The organism is Conexibacter woesei DSM 14684 (genome assembly GCF_000025265.1).
Taxonomy (GTDB): Bacteria; Actinomycetota; Thermoleophilia; order Solirubrobacterales; family Solirubrobacteraceae; genus Conexibacter; species Conexibacter woesei.
This window is the reverse complement of sequence record NC_013739.1, coordinates 1,190,833-1,209,768: the sequence shown is the minus strand read 5'-3', so window position 1 is coordinate 1,209,768 and position 18,936 is coordinate 1,190,833. Positions and strand designations below refer to the sequence as shown.

The following is an 18,936-nucleotide window of genomic DNA, read 5'->3' as shown; positions in this document are numbered from 1 at the left end:
CGCGTTATTTCCATTCGAGCGCACCTCGGCGCCAGACGTACACGAAGGCCACCATCAGCAGCGTGATGAAGACGATCGTCTCCACCAGCGCGAAGGTCCCGAACGCCTTCAGCTGCACGGCGATCGGGTAGAGGAAGATGACCTCGATGTCGAAGAGGATGAACAGCATCGCGATCAGGTAGAAGCTGATCCCGAAGCGGAAGTTGCCTCTCACCTCGGAGGGCAGACCACATTCGTAAGGAGTGACTTGCGCTTCGCGGGTGGTTCCTGCGCGCTTGGGCCCGAGGAGGCTTCCGGCAAGCACGAACACGGTGCCGATGAGGGCACCGAGCACGACGAAGACGATGGCGGGACCGTAGGTGGTGAGCACAGCGTGGTGGTTATATCACCAGTCCGTAGAAGCTTGTAACAACGTGTTACTTAGTGCTTAAAGCCTCGAATTGCTCGTGCTGAAAGGCGCAAGATGCCCACCCTTCACCTGATCCTCGGCGTCCTCGTGGTCGTGCTCAATCTCGCCGCCGGCGTCGTCGGCGCCTGGTATTGGGTGCGCGTCGAACCCAGCCTGCTGTTCTGGCGGCTGCTGCGTGCCGGGCAGGTGGCGATCGTCGTGCAGGTGCTGCTCGGTGCGCTGCTGCTGGTGCTCGGTCACTCCGCTGACGGTGACCTTCACATCATCTATGGCGTGTTGCCGCTTGCCGTCTCGTTCATCGCCGAGCAGCTGCGGATCGGCTCGGCCGACACGATCCTCGCGGGGCGCGGCTTCTCCTCCTCGCAGGAGGTCGGCGAGCTGCCGCCCGAGGACCAGCGCGTCGTCGTGCTGTCGATCGTCCGGCGCGAGATCGGCGTGATGACGATCTCCTGCTTCGTCGTCGTGCTGCTGGCGCTGCGGGCGGCGAGCGAGGCCGGCGCGATCTGAGCATGACCCGGCCGCGCTGCCGAGGGATGCAGCGCGGCGGGTCGTGAGGAAGCAGAGGGTCCCGGCACCGACCCTCTGTGGTTGCCGCCGTTGAGGACGATCGAACGTGAAGATCGTCTCGGCCGGCGCCGGGACTGCCTCATGCTTTCGCCGCCGTGCGGCGAACTCCTTCACGATCCCATTGTCGCGCGTGCGAGGCGGCGCGCGCTCGTGTCAGTCGACCGACAGCGTGCCGTGCTCGCCGAGCGTGTTGTGGCGCTCCTGCGCGCAGCGCATCACGTAGTCGCCGCGCGGCAGGTCGACCGCCAGCCGCTCGGAGGCGCCCGGCTTCAGCGGCGCGCCGAGCACGAACCGTCTGGTCCCGTCCGCGCTGCGGATCTCGAAGCGGTGCACCATCGTCCCCTCGTTGCGGACCTCCAGCGTCCGTCTGCCCTCCGGCAGGCGCAGGTCCTGCGGCGAGAGGCGGAACTCGGACATCGCGATCGCGACCGGCCGGTCGTCGTCGACAGTGGTCTTCTGCCCCGATCCGCAGCCGCCCGCGGCGAGCAGGGCGGCGACGGCGACGGCGGCGAGGAGGTGGCGGAGGGGGACTGGGGGCATCGCGGCGGGATTCTTCCGTATAGTCCCCGACCGCATGATGCGCCTTCCGAAGTCGATCACCCTTCTGGCCGCCGCAGTGGCCGTCTCGCTCACTCTCGCCGCCTGTGGCGAGCAGAAGATCGAAGTCTCGAAGTCGAGCCCCGAGTTCGCCTCGGCCGAGGTCTTCAAGGAGCGCTGCGCCGGCTGCCACACGTTCGGCAAGGCCGGCACGCGCGGCTCCGCCGCGAACATCAGAACGCGCGAGCGGACCGACGGACCGAACTTCGACGTCCGTCACGAATGCGTCCAGCGCGTGCTCTACGCGATCCAGAACGGTGGCTTCTCCGGTGCCGTGATGCCGGCGAACATCGTCGTCGGCGAGCGTGCGAGAGAGCTGGCCGAGTTCATCGCCAAGTACGCCGGTGTGGACGCCGGCCCTCGACCAGAGGGCACGGGCGACGAGGCCAACGGCTACCAGTGCACTTCCGAGAGATCGCCCGAGGCGCTCGCGGAAGAGTCGGAACAGACCGACGCCGGCGACAACTGACCGCTCGGACTGAGGCGTGCTCGACCTCAGACTGATCCGCCGCGAGCCTGACGCCGTGCGCGCCGCGCTCGCACGGCGCGGCGATGTCGCCGCGGACGCGATCGACAGACTGCTCGCGCTCGATGAGCGCTGGCGCGAGCAGACCGTGCAGCTGGAGGAGATCCAGGCCGAGCAGAACCAGCTGAGCCGCGGCCGGCGCGGCGCGCCGACGCCCGAGGAGCACGCCGCGATGAGCGAGCTGGCCGCCCGCGGCCGCGCCCTCTCCGACGCGCAGACGGCGGTCAAGCGCGAGCTCGACGAGCTGCTCGCGACGCTGCCGAACACCCCGCTCGACGACGCCGCCCCGCAGGACACGGTTGTGCGCACCGTCGGCGACGCGACGAAGACCGGCAAGGACCATCTCGAGCTGGCCGGCGAGCGGATCGACATGGAGCGCGGCGCGCGCCTGTCCGGCTCACGCTTCGCCTACCTGCGCGGCGACCTCGTGATGCTGGAGCTGGCGCTCGTGCGCTACGCGATGGAGAAGCTGCGCGGCGAGGGCTTCGAGCCCGTCATCCCGCCGGTGCTCGTGCGCGAGCAGGCGCTGTTCGGGACCGGCATGCTGCCCGACACAGAGCAGCAGATCTACCACCTGCCCGAGGACGACCTCTACCTCGCCGGCACCTCCGAGGTCGCGCTCGCCTCGCTGCACCAGGGCGAGATCCTCGCCGAGGAGGAGCTGCCGCGCCGCTACGCCGGCTTCTCCCCCTGCTTCCGCCGCGAGGCCGGTGCGGCCGGCAGAGACACGCGCGGGATCTTCCGCGTGCACCAGTTCGACAAGGTCGAGATGTTCGCGTTCGTGACGCCCGAGCAGTCGGCGGCCGAGCACGAGCGGATCCTCGGGATCGAGGAGTCGATCCTGCAGGAGCTGGAGATCCCGTACCGCGTCGTCAACATCGCCGTCGACGACCTCGGCGCCTCGGCCGCGAAGAAGTACGACAACGAGGCGTGGCTGCCAGGCCAGGGCAGATACCGCGAGCTGACGTCAGCGTCGAACACGACCGACTTCCAGGCCCGCCGGCTCGACATCCGCTACCGGCCCACGGACGCGAAGAAGCCGGTCACGCTGCACACGCTCAACGGCACCGCGGTCGCCGTCGGCCGCACGATCATCGCGCTGCTGGAGAACGGGCAGCAGGACGACGGCTCGATCGCCCTCCCGCGAGTGCTCGTCGAAGCCGGCGCGCCGGCGGTCATCCCCGCCGCGTCCTAGGGGCGCGTCCCGATGGCGCGTCCTGGCCCCGCGCTAGGATCGCCGGCCCCCATGGACTACCCGCACGAGAGCTTCACCGACGCCGAGCGCGCGCGCCTGGCCCCCCACTTCAGCGACCTCGACGGCCCCGTCTTCGCGCTGCGCAACCTGCCGGAGACGGTCAAGGGCGCGCTGTTCGCGCGCTACTCGCGCTACCCGGGCACGCTGCGCCGCCTGTTCCTCGACGAGTTCGCCGACTCCGTCCCGCCGGTCCCGGAGGGCTGGGAGGATCCGGGCGAGGGCGCCCGCGCCGCGCAGCTGTACGAGAGAATCTTCCTTGGCTTCGGCGACGACTCGGTCGCGCAGCTCGGCGGCGCGCACGTCGCCTGCGAGTGGGTCTCCAACGTCCTCACGAAGGTGCTCCAGCGCCCGCGGCTCGGCGCCTACCTGGAGCAGTCGACGCGCTACATCGCCTACGACGCGCCGATGCCGGGCGGCGGCTTCCGCTACTACCGCGACGCCGAGCTGGGCCCCGAGTACGTCGCGGCGATGGACGAGCTGTTCGCGATCTACTCGGCCGCGATCCCGGTCGTGACCGCCTCGGTTGCGGAGCGCTTCCCGCGCGGCGAGGGCGAGTCGGAGGCCGCGCACGCCCGCGCGATCAAGGCGAAGGCGCTCGACCTGCTGCGCGGGCTGCTGCCGGCCGCCTCGCTGTCGCACATGGGCGTCTTCGCGACCGGCCAGACGTACGAGCAGCTGATCCTCCACCTGCTCGCGCACCCGCTGCCGGAGGCGCAGCGCTACGGGCGGATGCTGCTGGAGGCGGTCCAGTCGACGATCCCCAGCTTCGTCGCGCGCGTCGAGCGGCCCGATCGCGGCGGCGCCTGGGTCGAGCACCTGCGCACGCGCGCCGACGCCGGCCGCAGCTGGGCGCGGCGGCTCGGGCTCGACGAGCACGAGGGCGCGCACGGCGCCTCCGTCAGGCTGCTGCGGATCGACGGCGACGAGGACGACCTGCTCGCCGCGCTGCTGTTCGAGGCCGCAGGGGCGCCGGAGGAGCGCACTCGCGCGACTGTCGCGGGTCTCGACGACGAGCAGCGCGCCGCGCTGCTGCGCGACCTCGTCGGCGCGCGCGAGAACCGCCGCCACCGCCCGGGGCGCGGCTTCGAGGCGCTGCGCTACCGCTTCGAGATCGTCTCCGACTACGGCGCCTTCCGCGACCTCCAGCGCCACCGCCTGCTGACCGTCCAGTGGCAGGGGCTCACGCCGGCGCTCGGCGCCGAGGTGCCCGACGAGGTCGAGCTGGCGGGCGCAGGCGACGCCTATCGCCGCGCGCTGGAGATCTCGCGCGCGGAGTACGAGCGGCTCGCGGCGCGCGGCCTCCACGACGCCGCGCCGTACGCCGTCTGCCTCGGCTACCGCATCCGCTACGTGCTCGACATGAACGCGCGCGCGGCCATGCAGCTGATCGAGCTGCGCTCCGGCCGCGAGGGCCACCCCAGCTACCGCGCCGTCGCGCACGAGCTGCACGCGCAGATCGCCGCCGTCCACCCCGCCGTCGGCGCCGCGATGACGCACGTCGACCGCACCGCCGAGCCGCGCCTGGAGCGCATCCTCTCCGAGATGCGCACCGAGGCGAAACGCGCCGCGGCGAACGCGGAGTAGGAGGCACGTGGCGGGCGCCGGCTCGCTCTGGAGCGAGGCGTTCGGAGTCGAGCGCGCCGGCGTCGACGCGATCGCCGGCCTCGCCGGCGCGCTCGCCGCGTGCGGGCCGCTCGCGCTCGGCATCGCCCTCGGCGAGCCCGCGATCGGCGTGACCGCCTGCTTCGGCGGGCTCAACGCCGCCCTCGCGGTCCCGCGCGGGCCGTTGCGCGAGCGGCTCGGGTGGGGCGTCGCCGCCGCGCTGCTGTGCTGCGTCTCGGTCGCGCTCGCGACGCTCGTGCAGCCGAGCGTCGCGGCCTCCGTGGTCGCCGCGTTCGTCGTCGTGGCGGTGGCGACGTCGCTGCGCACGTTCGGCCCCGACGGCGGCCTGACCGGCTTCGTCGTCTGCGCGATCTTCACGATCACGAACGGGATCCCGGCCGGCTCGCTCGACGCCGGCGAGCGGACGCTGTGGTTCCTCGCCGGGTCGGCCGTCGGCGTCGTGCTGATGGTGCTCGCCTACGCGCGCAACGCGTCGCCACCCGCCCCGCCCAGCACCGGCCCCAGCCGCTTGGAGCAGCTGCGCGACACGTTCGCGCACGACCGGCTGCTGCGCGCCCACGCGCTGCGGCTCGCGAGCGTCGTCGCCGCCACGACGCTGCTCTACCGCGTGCTCGACCTGGAGCACGGCTACTGGGTCCCGCTGACCGTGCTGGCGGTGCTGCAGCCCGACGAGCACGCCAGCAGCGTGCGGGCGGTGCAACGCGCCGCCGGCACGCTCCTCGGGACGATCGCGATCGCGCTGCTGACCGTCCTCACCGGCCAGGAATGGCTGATGGTCGCCGCGCAGGGGCTCGCCGCCTTCGGTCTCTTCGCGCTCTTCTCGCGCGGCTACTTCTGGCTCGTCGTCATGCTGACGCCGACCGCGCTGCTGACGGTCAGCGCGGTCGACTACCAGGGCGCCGGGATCGCGCTCGAGCGCGCCGGCTGGAGCGCACTCGGGATCGTCGCCGGCCTCGCGATCGGCGAGCTGGCGTGGCGCCTGGCGCCGCACCTGCCGTCGGTGCGCCGCCAGGCCGCCGGCTCCTAGCCAACCATCTAGCGCCCGGGGATCGCGGGCAGCGTGCGGCGGACGGTTCTGCCGCTCGGCGGGTCGAGCGAGACGTCGAACAGCACCATCCCAGCCGCCAGGATCCGCGGGCGGGCGGCGGGCGGGATCGCCACCTCGACCGTCCGCGCCGCTCTGTCAGGGCCGAGTCTCACCGAGCGCGTGGCGAGCGTGTCGGCGGCCGCCGCCCGCCCGAGTCTGCCTCTGCCTCTTCTGGGCGGCAGGAAGATGCGGATCCGCACCCCGCAGCCGTTCGGGCACCTGACCTTGACCTCCGCTCTTCTCGCTCTTCTGTCGACGCTCGCCTTCACCGGCGTCAACGGCGCGAGCAGGTCGTCGTCCGGCTCCAGTCTCGTCATGAACGTGCGCGTCAGTCTGACCGTGCCGCGCACGTCGCTGACGCACGCTCTCAGGTCCGGCTTGTCACTGCGACCCGGGCAGGTCTCGATCGACTCGCTGTGATGCGCGACCTTCAAATCCAGCGTGTGGTCGCCAAAGTCGTCTCTCGGGATCGTGAACGTGACGCGGAAGTGGTCATCGGCCCGTGTTCTCGTCCTCGGCCCGTGCATTCTCGCGCCGAAGCCGATCAGCTGCGGGGTCTCGATGTTGCAGACGAGTCTGTGCTCGACCGACGTGAACGGGATCAGCACGACCGTCAGCGGCCCTGCCTGCGGGTCGAACACGGCGAGCGGGTACATCATCGAGATGCCGGTCGTCGTGAAGTCGCCGTTGCCGCACGTGCGGACGAGCGGCGGGTTCTCCCAGTTGTTCACGTGGCGCTCGGTCGCGCTCACCTCGCCGGTGACCACGCCGTTGGCGGTTCTCGACGTCACCAGCTTCCCGTCGACGAACTCCATCCCCTTGACGGTGCCGCTGACCCTGAAGCTGGTCGTCTGCTCGCGCGTGACCTTGCCGACCTCGGTCGCCTCCGAGGTGCGCAGGTAGACCTTGACGTCGAAGCGAGCGTCGTAGCGATGTCTGGTCTGCGCCTGCGCTGCCGCGGGCGGGGCGGCGAGGGCGGCTGCGAGCGCTGCGGCGGCGAGCGCACGGGCGCGTGGTGCCATGGGGGCTCCTGATGCTGGGTGGACGTGGCTGCGCGACGCTGCCGCATCGCGCAGCCAAGCGAATCGGGAGCCTCCCTCGTGCTACTCCGCTCTCGCGCGTTCGAGCTCGAGCTGGCGCAGCTCGATGCGGCGGATCTTCCCCGTCAGCGTCTTCGGCAGTCCGTCGACGAACTCGATCCGGCGCGGGTACGCGTACGCGGAGAGGCGGTCGCGCACGAACGCCTTGATCTCGTCCGCGAGCGCGTCCGCCGGCGCGTGCCCTTCGGCCAGCACGACGAACGCCTTCACGACGTTGCCGCGGCGCTCGTCGGGCGAGGCGACGACGGCGGCCTCGGCGACGGCCGGGTGCTCGAGGCAGACCGACTCGACCTCGAACGGGCCGATCCGGTAGCCGGCGGCGATGATCACGTCGTCGGCGCGGCCCTCGTACCAGTAGTAGCCGTCGGGGTCCTCGGAGGCGGCGTCCTTGGTGTGGAACCACTCGCCGCCGAACGTCTCCGCGCTCGCCTCGGGCTTCTCCCAGTAGCCGAGCGGGTAGTGCGGGTTCGTCCGCGCGCGCAGGCAGATCTCGCCGCGCTCGCCGCGTGCCACCGGCCGCTCGTCCTCGTCGAGGATCGCCACCTCCCAGCCGGGCATCGGCCGGCCCATCGAGCCTTCGCGGACCTCCATGAACGGGTAGTTGGCGACGAGCGGGTACGACTCCGAGAGGCCGTAGTAGTCGAGCACGGTGACGCCGTACTGCTCGCGGAACCAGCGGATCGCCTCCGGGTTGAGCGGCTCGCCGGCGCTGCAGACGCGACGGAAGCGCTGCGGATAGCGCGTTCCCGCGTCCCCGATCGCCATCATCGAGCGCATCGCCGTCGGCGTCGTGAAGACGTTCGTGACCTCATGGCGGGAGAGGAAGTCGAGCTGCTTGTGCGGGTCGAAGCCGCCCTCGCGCTGGTAGACGAGCTGGACCGCGCCGTAGCGCCACGGGCCGAGCAGCGGCGCGATCCCGGCCGCCCACGCCCACTCGCCCATCCCGTGGAAGCGCTCGCCCTCCTGCACCTCGTGGCAGTAGACGAACTCCTCGTGCGCGAGCAGGTAGCGGTGCGCGTGGACGATCCCCTTCGCCAGCCCGGTCGTGCCGGAGGTGTAGTAGAGCTGGGCCGGATCGTCGGCGGCGGTGTCGACCGCCTCGAACTGCTGCGCGCCGGTCGCCAGCAGGTCCGCGTCGAGGACGAGCACCTGCTCGACGAGCGAGCGGTCTATCCGGCCGGCGTTCTCCGCGTTCGTCACGAGCACGCGGGCGCGCGAGTCGGTCAGCCGGTGGCGGATCCCCTCGTCGCCGTAGAGGACCGACATCGACAGCAGGATCGCGCCGCACTTCCACGTGCCGAGGAAGGCGGCGGCGGTCTCGGGCGTCGCCGGCAGCAGCATCGAGACGCGATCGCCGCGCTCGACGCCCGCCGTCCGCAGCACGCTCGCGAAGCGGTTGGACAGCTCCTGCAGCTCCCCCCACAACACCTCGCGGACGGTCCCGCGGAAGTCCTCGTGGATCATCGCGAGCTTGCCGGGCGGGTGCTTGTCGCAGACGTCGTACGCGATGTTGTAGCGCTCGGGCACCTGCCAGCGGTGCTCGGCGCATGCCTGCTCGTACGACGACGCCATCGGCCTCTCCCTCTCGTCTCGGACCAGGAGCGGGCGGCCGCGTCGCGGCCGCCCACCCCCACGCACGAGCGAGCCTACTGCGTCACTGCTCGCTCGACTGGGCGTCCTTGATCTGGCTCTCCAGCGACGCCATCACGCTCGGGTCGCGCAGCGTCGTGACGTCGCCCAGGGCGCGGCCCTCGGCGATGTCGCGCAGAAGGCGGCGCATGATCTTGCCCGAGCGCGTCTTCGGCAGGTCGTCGGCCCAGATGATCCGCTTCGGGCGCGCGAACTTGCCGATCCGCTCGGCGACGACGGCGCCGATCTCGGCGATCAGCTCGTCGGTCCCCTCGATCTCGCCGTTGAGCGTCACGAACGCGCAGATCGCCTGGCCGGTGTCCTCGTCGGACTGACCGATCACGGCCGCCTCGGCGACCTTCTCGTGGGCGACGATCGCCGACTCGACCTCGGCCGTGGAGAGGCGGTGGCCGGAGACGTTCACGACGTCGTCGATCCGCCCGATGATCCAGAGGTAGCCGTCTCTGTCCCTGCGCGCGGCGTCGCCGACGAGGTAGCGCTCCTTGCCGAAGCGCGCGAAGTACGTCTCGACGAAGCGCTCATCCTCCTTGTAGAGCGTGCGCAGCATCGACGGCCACGGCTGCGTCAGCACCAGCAGGCCCTGGCCGCTGTCGATCGGCTCGCCGTCGCCCTCGCCGACGACCTCGGCGGCGACGCCCGGGAACGGCGTCGTCGCGGAGCCGGGCTTGGTCGAGGTGATCCCCGGCAGCGGCGTGATCATGATCGCGCCGGTCTCCGTCTGCCACCACGTGTCGACGATCGGGCAGCGGCCGCCGCCGATCACCTGGTGGTACCAGAGCCACGCCTTCGGGTTGATCGGCTCGCCAACGGAGCCGAGCAGCCGCAGCGCGGAGAGGTCGTATCTCTCCGGGATCTCGTGACCCCACTTCATGAACGTGCGGATCGCCGTCGGCGCGGCGTACAGCAGCGTCGCTCTGGTCTCCTCGGCGACCTCCCACCAGATCCCCTTGTGGGGATAGTCGGGCGCGCCCTCCCACATCACCGACGTGGCGCCGTTGGCGAGCGGGCCGTAGACGATGTAGGAGTGGCCGGTGATCCAGCCGACGTCGGCCGCGCACCACCAGACGTCCTCGTCGGGCTTGAGGTCGAAGACGTATCTGTGCGTCGCCGCGACGCCGGTCAGGTAGCCGCCGGTCGTGTGCAGGATCCCCTTCGGCGAGGCGGTCGAGCCGGACGTGTAGAGGATGAACAGCGGGTGCTCGGCGTCGAGCGGCTCGGCCGGGCAGTCGGCCGCAGCGGCCGCGCAGACCTCGTCGAACCAGACGTCTCTGCCGGCCGTCATCGGCACGCCGTCGAGCCGGGCGTGTCTGACGACCACGACCGTCTTCAGCGACGCGAGATCACCCATATGCTCGTCGACCGTCGCCTTGATCGGCGCCGTCTTGCCCTTGCGGCGGGCGCCGTCGACGGTCACCAGCACCTTCGCCTCGGAGAACTCCATCCGCTCCTTGACCGACTCGGCGCTGAAGCCGCCGAAGACGACGTTGTGCGGCGCGCCGATGCGGGCGCAGGCGAGCATCGCGACGACGACCTCGGGGATCATCGGCAGGTAGATCCCGACGACGTCGCCCTGCTGCACGCCGAGGTCCTTCAGCGCGTTGGCGAAGCGCTGCACGTCGCGGTGCAGCTCGGCGTACGTGACGTCGCGCCGCTCGCCTTCCTCGCCGCGCCAGTGGTAGGCGACGCGATCGCCGCGGCCGGCGTCGACGTGGCGGTCGAGGCAGTTGTACGAGACGTTCAGCTTGCCGCCGGTGAACCACTTGTAGAACGGCGGCTCGGAGTCGTCGAGGACCGTGTCCCAGCGCTCGAACCAGTCGAGCGCCTCGGCCTGCTCGGCCCACCACCCCTGCGGGTCGCGCGCGGCCCGCTCGTAGACCGCCGGATCGCTCAGCAGCGCCTGCTCGCGGAACTGCTGCGACGGGTCGAAGCGCTCGATCTCGAGCATCGCGTCGAGCCGCTGCTCGAGCGACGTGCCGGAATCTCCTGCTGCGGTGTCTGCCATCTCCATCCTCTCTAGTGCCTCGTGCGGGCGTGCCCCGCGTAACTTGTACCCGGCCTCGGCCGGGTACGCATTTCCGCCTGGCGAAACGTCACGCTCGCGTGCGCGGGCGCACTAGGATCGGCCCTCTGCACGCACCGGGATCGGAGGCAGTATGAGCGCGGCTTCGACGACGTTCCCGCTTCAGGAGCGGGACATTCCGACGCACTGGGTGAACCTGGTGCCGGACCTGCCCGAGCCGCCGCTGCCGCCCCTGCACCCCGGCACGCTCGAGCCTGCCGGACCCGACGACCTCGCCGCGATCTTCCCGCCGGCGATCATCGCCCAGGAGGTCTCCGGCGAGCCCGACGTCGAGCTCCCCGAGCAGGTGCGCGAGGCGTACAAGCTGTGGCGGCCGACGCCGCTGTTCCGCGCGCGGCGGCTGGAGCGCGCGCTCGACACGCCGGCGCACATCTACGTCAAGTACGAGGGCGTCTCGCCGGCCGGCTCGCACAAGCCCAACAGCGCGGTCGCGCAGGCGTACGAGAACGCGCAGGCCGGGGTGCGCAAGCTGACGACCGAGACCGGCGCCGGCCAGTGGGGCAGCTCGCTGGCGTTCGCGTGCTCGCTGTTCGGCCTCGAGTGCGAGGTCTGGATGGTCGGCTCCTCGTATGACCAGAAGCCGTACCGCCGCTCGATGATGCAGACGTGGGGCGCGTCGGTCCACCGCTCGCCGTCGCAGCTGACCGACGCCGGCCGCGCGCAGGCCGCGCACGCGAGCGGCTCGCTCGGGATCGCGATCTCCGAGGCGGTGGAGGTGGCGGCGAGAGACCCCGCGGCGAACTACTCGCTCGGCTCGGTGCTGAATCACGTCTGCCTCCACCAGACGGTGATCGGCCAGGAGGCGATCGCGCAACTGGAGCTGGCCGGCGAGGCGCCGGACGTCGTCGTCGGCTGCGTCGGCGGCGGCTCGAACTTCGCGGGCCTCGCGTTCCCGTTCATCCGGCGCGTGCTGCGCGACGGCGCGCGCACCCGCTTCCTCGCGGCCGAGCCGGCCGCCTGTCCGACGCTCACGCGCGGCGCCTACCGCTACGACTTCGGCGACACGGTCGGGCTGACGCCGCTGATGCCGATGTACACGCTCGGGCACGACTTCGTACCGCCGCCGGTGCACTCGGGCGGCCTGCGCTACCACGGCGACTCGCCGCTCGTCAGCGCGCTCGTGCGGGCCGGGATCGTCGAGGCGCGCGCGTTCAGACAGAACGACGCCTTCGCCGCCGCGCTCCAGTTCGCGCGCACCGAGGGGATCGTCCCCGGTCCCGAGCCGGCGCACGCGATCCGCGCGACCGTCGAGGAGGCGCTCGCCGCGCGCGAGGCCGGCGAGCCGCGCGTGATCCTGCTCGGGCTCTCGGGACACGGCCACTTCGACCTGTCCGCCTACGACGCGTACCTCGCGGGCGAGCTGGAGGACCCGGAGTTCTCGGAGGCTGACATGGACGCCGCCCTCGCCCGGCTCCCGCAGGCGCCCGCGATCGGCTGAGGGCGGCTCGCGACTAGAAGTCGAGCAGCTCTTCGAGGATGCTCTTGCGCTTCTTGCGCTTCTTGTAGTCCTTGTCGTAGGAGCCGCGGTGGTCGCGCTGGTCGTGGCGCGGCTCCTCGCGGGGACGGTCGCGCGGCTGCTCGCGACGGCCCTCGACCTCGCGCAGGAAGTCGTCGTCGGGATCGCCGGACGCGGCGCGGCGCTCGTAGACGAGGATCTTGTCCAGCTCGCCGCGGTCGAGCCACACGCCGCGACAGTCGGGGCAGGCGTCGATCAGGACGTCGGCCCGCTCGACCTCGATCAGCCGCGTGCCGCACGTCGGGCAGCGCAGCGGCTCGCCGTTGCGCTGTGCAGGGATGCCGGGAATGCTCATGGCCTGGAGCCTACCGAGCCGCTTTCGCGCGCCAGCTCCGACCGGCCGGACCGCCGCGCACGGCGCCGCGCGGGAAACGCTCCCGCACGGCGCGCACTGCGGACGTCGCTACTGCAGCCCCTCGCGCGCCTCGCGCACGAGCGTGACGGCCTCTGGGAAGACGACCGCCATCACGCTGCGAATCTGCTGCGCCTGCTCCTCGGTCGAGCCCTGGATGTTGACGCGGTTGATCGCCGCCATCGTCAGGTCGACCGCCAGCTTGATCGCGTTGTCGGCCCACGCGAGTCTCTGGGCACCCTGCATCTGGTCCGCGAACTCAGCCATCTTTCGCTGCAGCTCGTCCGGATCGCCGAAAAGTCCTCCGAATCCTTCCATGCCCCTGATGCTACTCCCCGCTCGGTGGCACTACGCTGCGCGGCATGACCGAACGTGTCGAAGGGGCCGGTGTCGAGCTGTCGGCGACCGCGCGTGGGACCGGCGCGCCCCTGCTGCTCGTGCACGACCTCGCCGCCGACGCGCGCGCGTGGACGGGCCTGACGGACGCGCTCGGCGAGGGCGTGCGGACGATCGCCTACGACCGCCGCGGCTACGGCGACAGCGGCGCGCCCGAGCCGTACGAGCGGACGACGGTCCAGGAGCAGTCCGAGGACGCCCGCGCGCTGCTGAGCGCGCTCGGCGCGGCGCGCGGCGACGCCGTCGCGGTCGGCGAGGGCTTCGGCGCGCTCGTCGTGCTCGACCTGCTCGTGCGGCTGCCCGCGCTGCTGCACGGCGCCGTCCTGGTCGCACCGCCGTTGAACCAGTTCTCCCCGACGGCCGCCGCGGTCCTGTCCGACCAGCGCGGCCTGCTGGAGGCCGCGTTGCGCGACGGCGGCCCGGCGGCCGCGGTCGCGGCGTGGCGGCCCGGCGCCGACGAGCGCGTGAGAGCGGCCCACCGCGCCTTCTTCGCCGACTTCGGCGGGCTCGCGAGCTGGCCGGTCACGCGCCGCGAGCTGCGCGCAGTCACGGTGCCGGTCGCGGTCGTCACCGCGACCGCGACCGCGCCGCATCTGGTCGAGAGCGCCGACGTGCTCGCCGAGCTGCTGCCCGCCGGGCGCCGGATCGAGGCCGAGAGCCCGCTCGGTGCCCTGCGCGATCTGCTCGGCGCGAGCTAGTGCCGTGTCAGGCAACGTTTGCCAGGTCTGGCTTGTCCTCGTCGCCAGCCCAAGGCAAACGTCACCGGACACGGCACTAGAGCGGGTCGACGGCGTACGTCACGCCGGCGGGCGCGAGCGCGTCGAGGAAGCTGACGGGGTCGTAGGCGCTCGCGGCGCTGAGCACACCGGCGCGGTCGTAGCCGCCGGCCTGCATCCGCGCGGCGCCCTCGACCGCCGTCACCGCCGTCAGCCCATAGACGTCCTCGCCGCGCACGACGCCGCGGCGCACGCGCCCGTCCTCGCCGTGCGCCACCGCGACGATCGTGAAGCGCGCGGCGCGGCGCTGCTGCTCCGGCGGCCCCTCGGGCATGCGGTCGACAGCCGCCTGGACCAGCCCGTGCAGCGGCGTGCGCAGCGCGAGCGTGAAGGCCGGCACGAGCAGCGGGACGAGCGGCGCGGCGGCGGCGCTGCCGACGAACGTCTCGACCGTCATCAGCGTCGTCAGCCTGCGGGTGCGGACGTGGCGCGGGACCATCGCGACCTCGCCGGAGGGATAGCGCATGACCGGCTGCGGGCCGACCGGCGGCGGGAACGGGAAGCGGGCGCGCGGCGTGCGCAGCGGCGCGCGCCGCCAGGCGCCGTCCTCGTAGACCTCCCCGCCGTCGCGCGCCTGGCCGATCGCGGTGCGCGTCGTGCCGCGGGTCGGCTGCACGCCCTGCGTCGCGTACGCGATCACGAGGTCGCCGAGCGGCTCGACGCCCTGCGCGGCGAGGTGGGCGATCAGGTCGCCGGGGACGTAGTCGAAGCCCATCGCCGGCACGACCGCGACCTCCGCCGCGCGCGCGGCGTCCTCGAAGCGCTCGTGCAGGAACTGGATGTACGGCTGCTCGCCGGTCGTGTCGACGTAGTGCGTCCCGGTCTCCACCGCGGCGCGCACGATCGGCTCGCCGTAGCGGACGAACGGGCCGGCGCAGTCGATCACGACCGAGCAGTCGCCGAACAGGTGGCGCAGCCCGTCGCGGTCGTCCAGCTCGACCGCGCGCGTCGGCAGCGCGCCGCCGAGCCGATCGGAGAGCCGCGCCAGCTTGCCGGCGTCGCGGCCGGCCAGGATCGCGTCGAGTCCGCGGCGGCGCAGCTCGTGTGCGACGAGCGTTCCCGTGTAGCCCGTCGCGCCATAGACGGCGATCGCGCCGTTGCCCATCGGGTGAGTGTATGGGCTCGGCGCGGCACCGGGAGCCGCCGGAGCAACCGCACGGTTAGCATGTGCGGCACATGGCCACGAACGACTTCCTCGAAGCGGAGACGCGAGAGCGCCCGCGCGTGGCCATCGTTGCCGCTCTCGCTGCGCTCCTGACCCTCGCCGCCGCGATAGTCGGCGTGCTCGTGCTGCAGGACGAGCCCGACAACCTGCCCGCCTCGCTGCTCTACCGCAACAGCAACCAGGCGGGGCTGGCGATCAGCGCGGTCTGCTCGCTGCTCGGCTCGATCGGCATCGCGTACGTGCTCGACTTCATGTTCCGCGCCTCGCGCAACCGCAGCGAGGGCGCGATCCAGTCGTGGGTCCGCCCGCTGCCGTGGATCGGCGGCATCGGCCTCGCGGTCGTCGGGATCGTGATCCAGGTCGTGCTCGCGACGAAGCTGTCGCACTTCGCGAACGACAGCACGCAGACGTACGAGGAGGCGCGCAAGCTGCTGACGTCCTCGGACTACAGCATCCCGCGCTACCTCGGGATCATCCCGCAGCTGGCGCTCGCGTTCGGCCTCATCATGATCTCGCTCGGCGCGATGCGCGTCGGCCTGCTGACGCGCTTCATGGGCTACCTCGGCGTGATCGCCGCCGCGCTCTTCGTGCTGCCGCTCGTGCCGCTGCCGATCGTCCAGATCTTCTGGCTCGGCGCGCTCGCCGCGCTCATCTGGGGCTTCAACAAGGCGAGAGAGCCGCCGGCCTGGAGACTCGGCGAGGCAGTCCCGTGGCCGAGCGCCGCGGAGGTGCGCGAGCAGCGCGTGCGTGCCGCCGAGGCACGCCGCGGTGGCACGCCGTCGTCCGAGCAGGAGCCGGCGACGATCGACGCGGTCTCCGACGACGAGGACGGCGACGAGCCGGACTCCGACGGGCCCAGCTCCGCGACGTCGCGACGCAAGCGCAAGAAGCGCCGCTAGCTGTAAGAGCTAGGGAGGTTGTTCAGCTCGCGGAGGCGGGCTGCCGGGGGCTTGTGGCTGAGGGAGCCGTGTGGGCGGCGATGGTTGTAGGTGAAGAGCCAGCCGTCAAGGGCTGCGGTGCGTTCTGCGCTTGAGGCGTAGATCGCGCCGTAGGCCCAGCCCTCGATCATCGTGCGGATGAACCGCTCAGCTTTTCCGTTGGTGCGGGGCCGGTAGGGCCGGGTGCGGAGGTGTCGGACGCCTTGAAGACGGCAAGCGATCGCGTGCAGCGTTGATCGGTAGCCCGAGCCGTTGTCGGTCATCACGCGCTCGACGGTGATTCCGTGGCGGCGATAGTGGCGGATCGCGCGGCGCAAGAACCCAGCGACCGTCGTTCCTCTTTCGTCGGGCAAGACCTCGACGTAGGCCAGGCGAGTCGCGTCGTCGACGCAGACGTGAACGTAGTCCCAGCCCGCCCCTCGCGCGCGATGCATCCCGCTCTTGCGGCCGGTGACGCGGTGCCCGGCGCCGCCATGGATGCGGCCGAGCTTCTTGACGTCGATGTGCAACAGCTCGCCCGGTCGGGCTCGCTCGTAGCGGTTGGGTGGCTCGGGCGGGTCCAGCCGAGAGCGCTTGCCGAGATTGATCCGCCGCAGGACCGCTGAGACGGTCGAAAGCGCCATTCCCAGGCAGAGGGCGATCTCGGCAGCGGTCATCCGCAACCGGCGCAACGCAGCGATCAACTGGACCCGGTCCTCGGGCGTGCGCGTCGGGCTGCGCTTCGGGGTCGAGGCCCGGTCGACCAACCCCATCGAGCCCTCGGCCCGGTAGCGGCCGATCCACTTCGAGCAGGTGCGGTCGCTCACTCCGGCCGCTTGCGCGGCCTCCGCGATCGACCACCCCTGCTCGACCACCCGAAGCACCATCCGCTCACGGCCCTTCGGGCCGAGAGGCGCGTTAGCGTGCAACTTCATCCGGTGTCCTCCTTGGGACTGACTGGCTTGAGCACCTGTCAGCCTCCAAGGAGGCCCGGATGAACAACCTCCTCAGGAACTACAGCTAGCGCGCGGCACCTCCGGGCCGCGGGCGAGCCCGCGCCGACGCCGGCCTACTCGACCAGCTCGTCGATCAGCAGGTCCATCAGCAGGCCGTCGTGCCAGCTGCCGTCGGGAGCGCGCTCGTAGGCGCGCATCCGCCCGACCGGCTTGAAGCCGACCGCCGTGTAGGCGCGGATCGCCGGCTCGTTGTCGGCGGCCGGGTCGATCGTGAAGCGGTGGTGGCCGCGATCGGCGTAGTGGCGAACGAGCGCCCGGATCGCGTCGCGGCCGAGGCCGCGCGAGTGCAGGCGCGCCGTCAGGAACAGGTCGATGCCGACGTGTCTGTAGTCGGGGTCGTCCTCCTCGTCGGCGCCGATCCAGCCCACGACCTCGCCGTCGGCGACGATCGCGAAGCAGGCGTCGTCGCCGATCAGGTCCTCTCGCACACGCTCCTCGTCGTGCTCGCCCCAACGCTGCGCGACGACCGGCTCGCTGACGATCGCCAACAGCGCGGCGACGTCCCGCTCGCCGGCGACGCGCAACGTCACGAGCTCTCCGCGCAGCGGATCAGCCATCGGCAGCGGCGGGAGACCGACCTCGTCTGCGCGGGCACGGCACCCGCACCGCCGCCCGCTCATGCCCGCCGTCGAGAAACGTGACGGCGGCGTCGAACGGGAACCCGCCGCGCGGGCAGCGGTCCGGCAGCAGCAGCCCGCCGGGGCGGTAGGCGACGGTACGGCCGCCGACGCGCTCGTGGTAGAGGATGTCGTCCGAGCCGACGGAGAACGTGATCGCGTCGAGCGCGATCTCGGCCTCGTAGCGAGCAGGCAGCTGGCGCACGCCGATCGTGAGCGCCCCGCCGTACGGCCACGCGGCCGGAAGCACCTGGCCCTCGTAGACGAGCTTCGCACCGACCGGGTGCAGACCGTCGACCATCCCTACGAGCCCCATACGTCCCTCGTGAATCGGGCCCGCCAGCACGGTGACGGTTCCCTCCTCGCGGAAGACGGGCTCCCCGCCCAGACGGACCTCGCCGAGCGCCCGGCCGCGCGCCATCACCGAGTTGCGCGGGCAGCCGGCGAGACCGAGGCCGTCGATCACGACCTCGGTGAACTCGGCCAGCGTGCGGTGGCACGCCGCGAGCCCGAGGCCGCTCGTCGTCACGCCGAGGCTCCGCGGATAGCGCATCGCGATCCGGGCGACCGGCGACGGCCGCGATCTCAGGTCGACGCGCAGGCCGAGGTGCAGCGGGGTGGTGCTGCCGAGCACGGCGTCGCGGTCGAACGCGGCAGTCAGCCGCAGCGGCTGCGCGCCGCGGGCGTCCGCCTGTGCCGCGCTGACGACGACGAGCGTCGCGATCAGCGCAGTCGTGGCGCGACGCGCGCGCTGGAAGGATCCGATGGGAGGCCGCCTCAGTAGGTCAGACGCGCACGCGCGTTGACGGTCGTCGCCCACGAGCGGCGGTTGACGCTGCCGGTGAAGGTGCCGCTCCCGACCGCGCGGGCGTAGCGCCCGGTGCCGCTGCGAACCGCCATCGTGCCGGAGAACTCGGCGACTGTGCCGGCGGAGGTCGGGCGCCCGGAGACGTTGACCGTCAGCGAGCCGCCGCTGCTCGGATAGAACGTCACCGAGCCCGTCACCCGTGTCACGCTGACCTCGAAGCGGGCGGTGACGGTGCCCGGCAGGGTCCCCGTCGCCGTGCCGCGCTGGTACAGCGTCGAGCCCGATTTTCTGACCAGCCGCAGGTTCACCGCCTCGGTGATGTTGAGCGTCCGTGCCGCGTTCGCGGTCGGCTGCGCCGTCGCGCCGCCTGCGCCGGGTCCCACTGTCGTCGCGAGCGCCGCGGCAGCAACGCTCGCAGCGCACGCGGCCCGTCGCCATCCACTTGTGCCTCGCCCCGTCATAGCCGTGGTCCTCCCCGT

General features: G+C 71.9%; 20 protein-coding genes. 8 read left to right on the top strand and 12 right to left on the bottom strand.

Translation table 11 applies throughout. The features are described from left to right. Nucleotides 1-4: 4 nt before the first annotated feature. Nucleotides 5-370, bottom strand: a complete 366-nt coding sequence (locus CWOE_RS05745; RefSeq protein ID WP_012932631.1) for an NADH-quinone oxidoreductase subunit A — start codon at nucleotides 368-370, stop codon at nucleotides 5-7. 93 nt (nucleotides 371-463) lie between these two features. Here CWOE_RS05745 and CWOE_RS05740 point away from each other — a divergent pair, with 93 nt between their 5' ends. Beyond that, a complete protein-coding gene (locus tag CWOE_RS05740; RefSeq protein ID WP_012932630.1) occupies nucleotides 464-916 on the top strand; it encodes a hypothetical protein in 453 nt (150 codons plus the stop codon). A 213-nt stretch (nucleotides 917-1,129) separates the two neighbouring features. Here the strand turns inward: CWOE_RS05740 and CWOE_RS33305 are convergent, their stop codons facing one another. Further along, the gene (locus CWOE_RS33305) at nucleotides 1,130-1,516 is read right to left on the bottom strand and encodes a cupredoxin domain-containing protein (RefSeq protein ID WP_012932629.1); all 387 of its coding nucleotides are present in this window, start codon (nucleotides 1,514-1,516) and stop codon (nucleotides 1,130-1,132) included. Nucleotides 1,517-1,550: 34 nt separating this feature from the next. On the opposite strand from CWOE_RS33305, the gene CWOE_RS33300 reads away from it, so the two are divergent. From CWOE_RS33300 to CWOE_RS05715, 4 genes are read left to right on the top strand one after another with little or no spacing between them, the layout of a single operon-like run. Continuing rightward, nucleotides 1,551-2,042 carry a c-type cytochrome gene (locus CWOE_RS33300; RefSeq protein ID WP_012932628.1) on the top strand — a complete coding sequence of 164 codons (492 nt, stop codon included), beginning with the start codon at nucleotides 1,551-1,553 and terminating at the stop codon, nucleotides 2,040-2,042. 16 nt (nucleotides 2,043-2,058) lie between these two features. Beyond that, nucleotides 2,059-3,294, top strand: coding sequence for a serine--tRNA ligase (gene serS / locus CWOE_RS05725; RefSeq protein ID WP_012932627.1), 1,236 nt, complete (start codon nucleotides 2,059-2,061; stop codon nucleotides 3,292-3,294). Between the two features lie 51 nt (nucleotides 3,295-3,345). After that, nucleotides 3,346-4,938 (top strand): FAD-dependent thymidylate synthase, encoded by a 1,593-nt coding sequence (locus CWOE_RS05720; RefSeq protein ID WP_012932626.1) that lies wholly within the window; start codon nucleotides 3,346-3,348, stop codon nucleotides 4,936-4,938. Between the two features lie 7 nt (nucleotides 4,939-4,945). After that, nucleotides 4,946-6,004, top strand: a complete 1,059-nt coding sequence (locus CWOE_RS05715; protein WP_012932625.1) for an FUSC family protein — start codon at nucleotides 4,946-4,948, stop codon at nucleotides 6,002-6,004. Nucleotides 6,005-6,012: 8 nt separating this feature from the next. On the opposite strand, the gene CWOE_RS05710 is transcribed toward CWOE_RS05715, so the two are convergent. The 3 genes from CWOE_RS05710 to acs form a co-directional block, all read right to left on the bottom strand. After that, nucleotides 6,013-7,086 (bottom strand): hypothetical protein, encoded by a 1,074-nt coding sequence (locus CWOE_RS05710; RefSeq protein ID WP_012932624.1) that lies wholly within the window; start codon nucleotides 7,084-7,086, stop codon nucleotides 6,013-6,015. Between the two features lie 81 nt (nucleotides 7,087-7,167). Further along, entirely contained in the window at nucleotides 7,168-8,736 is a 1,569-nt protein-coding gene (locus CWOE_RS05705) for an acyl-CoA synthetase (protein ID WP_012932623.1), read from the bottom strand. Nucleotides 8,737-8,818: 82 nt separating this feature from the next. Beyond that, the gene (acs, locus tag CWOE_RS05700; protein WP_012932622.1) at nucleotides 8,819-10,816 is read right to left on the bottom strand and encodes an acetate--CoA ligase; all 1,998 of its coding nucleotides are present in this window, start codon (nucleotides 10,814-10,816) and stop codon (nucleotides 8,819-8,821) included. A 151-nt stretch (nucleotides 10,817-10,967) separates the two neighbouring features. Between acs and CWOE_RS05695 the strand changes: the two genes are divergently transcribed. After that, nucleotides 10,968-12,332: a TrpB-like pyridoxal phosphate-dependent enzyme gene (locus tag CWOE_RS05695; RefSeq protein WP_012932621.1), complete on the top strand. Its 1,365-nt coding sequence runs from the start codon at nucleotides 10,968-10,970 to the stop codon at nucleotides 12,330-12,332. 13 nt (nucleotides 12,333-12,345) lie between these two features. Here the strand turns inward: CWOE_RS05695 and CWOE_RS05690 are convergent, their stop codons facing one another. Next, nucleotides 12,346-12,705 (bottom strand): TFIIB-type zinc ribbon-containing protein, encoded by a 360-nt coding sequence (locus CWOE_RS05690; RefSeq protein WP_012932620.1) that lies wholly within the window; start codon nucleotides 12,703-12,705, stop codon nucleotides 12,346-12,348. 108 nt (nucleotides 12,706-12,813) lie between these two features. After that, nucleotides 12,814-13,029, bottom strand: coding sequence for a hypothetical protein (locus CWOE_RS05685; RefSeq protein WP_236262246.1), 216 nt, complete (start codon nucleotides 13,027-13,029; stop codon nucleotides 12,814-12,816). Between the two features lie 95 nt (nucleotides 13,030-13,124). Between CWOE_RS05685 and CWOE_RS30270 the strand changes: the two genes are divergently transcribed. Continuing rightward, nucleotides 13,125-13,856, top strand: coding sequence for an alpha/beta fold hydrolase (locus CWOE_RS30270; protein WP_012932618.1), 732 nt, complete (start codon nucleotides 13,125-13,127; stop codon nucleotides 13,854-13,856). Nucleotides 13,857-13,932: 76 nt separating this feature from the next. Here the strand turns inward: CWOE_RS30270 and CWOE_RS05675 are convergent, their stop codons facing one another. Then, nucleotides 13,933-15,039, bottom strand: a complete 1,107-nt coding sequence (locus CWOE_RS05675) for a saccharopine dehydrogenase family protein (RefSeq protein WP_012932617.1) — start codon at nucleotides 15,037-15,039, stop codon at nucleotides 13,933-13,935. A gap of 71 nt (nucleotides 15,040-15,110) precedes the next feature. On the opposite strand from CWOE_RS05675, the gene CWOE_RS05670 reads away from it, so the two are divergent. Further along, a complete protein-coding gene (locus tag CWOE_RS05670) occupies nucleotides 15,111-15,998 on the top strand; it encodes a hypothetical protein (RefSeq protein WP_012932616.1) in 888 nt (295 codons plus the stop codon). On the opposite strand, the gene CWOE_RS05665 is transcribed toward CWOE_RS05670, so the two are convergent. From CWOE_RS05665 to CWOE_RS05650, 4 genes are all read right to left on the bottom strand, one after another. Continuing rightward, nucleotides 15,995-16,951: an IS481 family transposase gene (locus tag CWOE_RS05665; protein ID WP_012931776.1), complete on the bottom strand. Its 957-nt coding sequence runs from the start codon at nucleotides 16,949-16,951 to the stop codon at nucleotides 15,995-15,997. The genes CWOE_RS05670 and CWOE_RS05665 overlap by 4 nt on opposite strands. A 134-nt stretch (nucleotides 16,952-17,085) precedes the next feature. Next, entirely contained in the window at nucleotides 17,086-17,589 is a 504-nt protein-coding gene (locus CWOE_RS05660) for a GNAT family N-acetyltransferase (RefSeq protein WP_012932615.1), read from the bottom strand. Then, a complete protein-coding gene (locus tag CWOE_RS05655) occupies nucleotides 17,582-18,469 on the bottom strand; it encodes a hypothetical protein (RefSeq protein ID WP_041730152.1) in 888 nt (295 codons plus the stop codon). The genes CWOE_RS05660 and CWOE_RS05655 overlap by 8 nt, the downstream gene beginning before the upstream one ends. Further along, entirely contained in the window at nucleotides 18,427-18,840 is a 414-nt protein-coding gene (locus CWOE_RS05650; protein ID WP_041730150.1) for a hypothetical protein, read from the bottom strand. Before CWOE_RS05650 ends, CWOE_RS05655 begins: the two co-directional genes overlap by 43 nt. Nucleotides 18,841-18,936 lie beyond the last annotated feature (96 nt).

Excerpts from the sequence above, each read along its gene's own strand:
- acs (WP_012932622.1), bottom strand. The coding sequence starts at position 10,816 with ATGGCAGACACCGCAGCAGGAGATTCCGGCACGTCGCTCGAGCAGCGG.
- CWOE_RS05720 (WP_012932626.1), top strand. The coding sequence starts at position 3,346 with ATGGACTACCCGCACGAGAGCTTCACCGACGCCGAGCGCGCGCGCCTG.
- CWOE_RS05665 (WP_012931776.1), bottom strand. The coding sequence starts at position 16,951 with ATGAAGTTGCACGCTAACGCGCCTCTCGGCCCGAAGGGCCGTGAGCGG.
- CWOE_RS05690 (WP_012932620.1), bottom strand. The coding sequence starts at position 12,705 with ATGAGCATTCCCGGCATCCCTGCACAGCGCAACGGCGAGCCGCTGCGC.
- CWOE_RS05675 (WP_012932617.1), bottom strand. The coding sequence starts at position 15,039 with ATGGGCAACGGCGCGATCGCCGTCTATGGCGCGACGGGCTACACGGGA.
- CWOE_RS33300 (WP_012932628.1), top strand. The coding sequence starts at position 1,551 with ATGATGCGCCTTCCGAAGTCGATCACCCTTCTGGCCGCCGCAGTGGCC.
- CWOE_RS05705 (WP_012932623.1), bottom strand. The coding sequence starts at position 8,736 with ATGGCGTCGTCGTACGAGCAGGCATGCGCCGAGCACCGCTGGCAGGTG.
- CWOE_RS05660 (WP_012932615.1), bottom strand. The coding sequence starts at position 17,589 with ATGGCTGATCCGCTGCGCGGAGAGCTCGTGACGTTGCGCGTCGCCGGC.
- CWOE_RS05685 (WP_236262246.1), bottom strand. The coding sequence starts at position 13,029 with ATGGCTGAGTTCGCGGACCAGATGCAGGGTGCCCAGAGACTCGCGTGG.
- CWOE_RS30270 (WP_012932618.1), top strand. The coding sequence starts at position 13,125 with ATGACCGAACGTGTCGAAGGGGCCGGTGTCGAGCTGTCGGCGACCGCG.
- CWOE_RS05710 (WP_012932624.1), bottom strand. The coding sequence starts at position 7,086 with ATGGCACCACGCGCCCGTGCGCTCGCCGCCGCAGCGCTCGCAGCCGCC.
- CWOE_RS05670 (WP_012932616.1), top strand. The coding sequence starts at position 15,111 with ATGGCCACGAACGACTTCCTCGAAGCGGAGACGCGAGAGCGCCCGCGC.
- CWOE_RS05740 (WP_012932630.1), top strand. The coding sequence starts at position 464 with ATGCCCACCCTTCACCTGATCCTCGGCGTCCTCGTGGTCGTGCTCAAT.
- CWOE_RS05695 (WP_012932621.1), top strand. The coding sequence starts at position 10,968 with ATGAGCGCGGCTTCGACGACGTTCCCGCTTCAGGAGCGGGACATTCCG.
- CWOE_RS33305 (WP_012932629.1), bottom strand. The coding sequence starts at position 1,516 with ATGCCCCCAGTCCCCCTCCGCCACCTCCTCGCCGCCGTCGCCGTCGCC.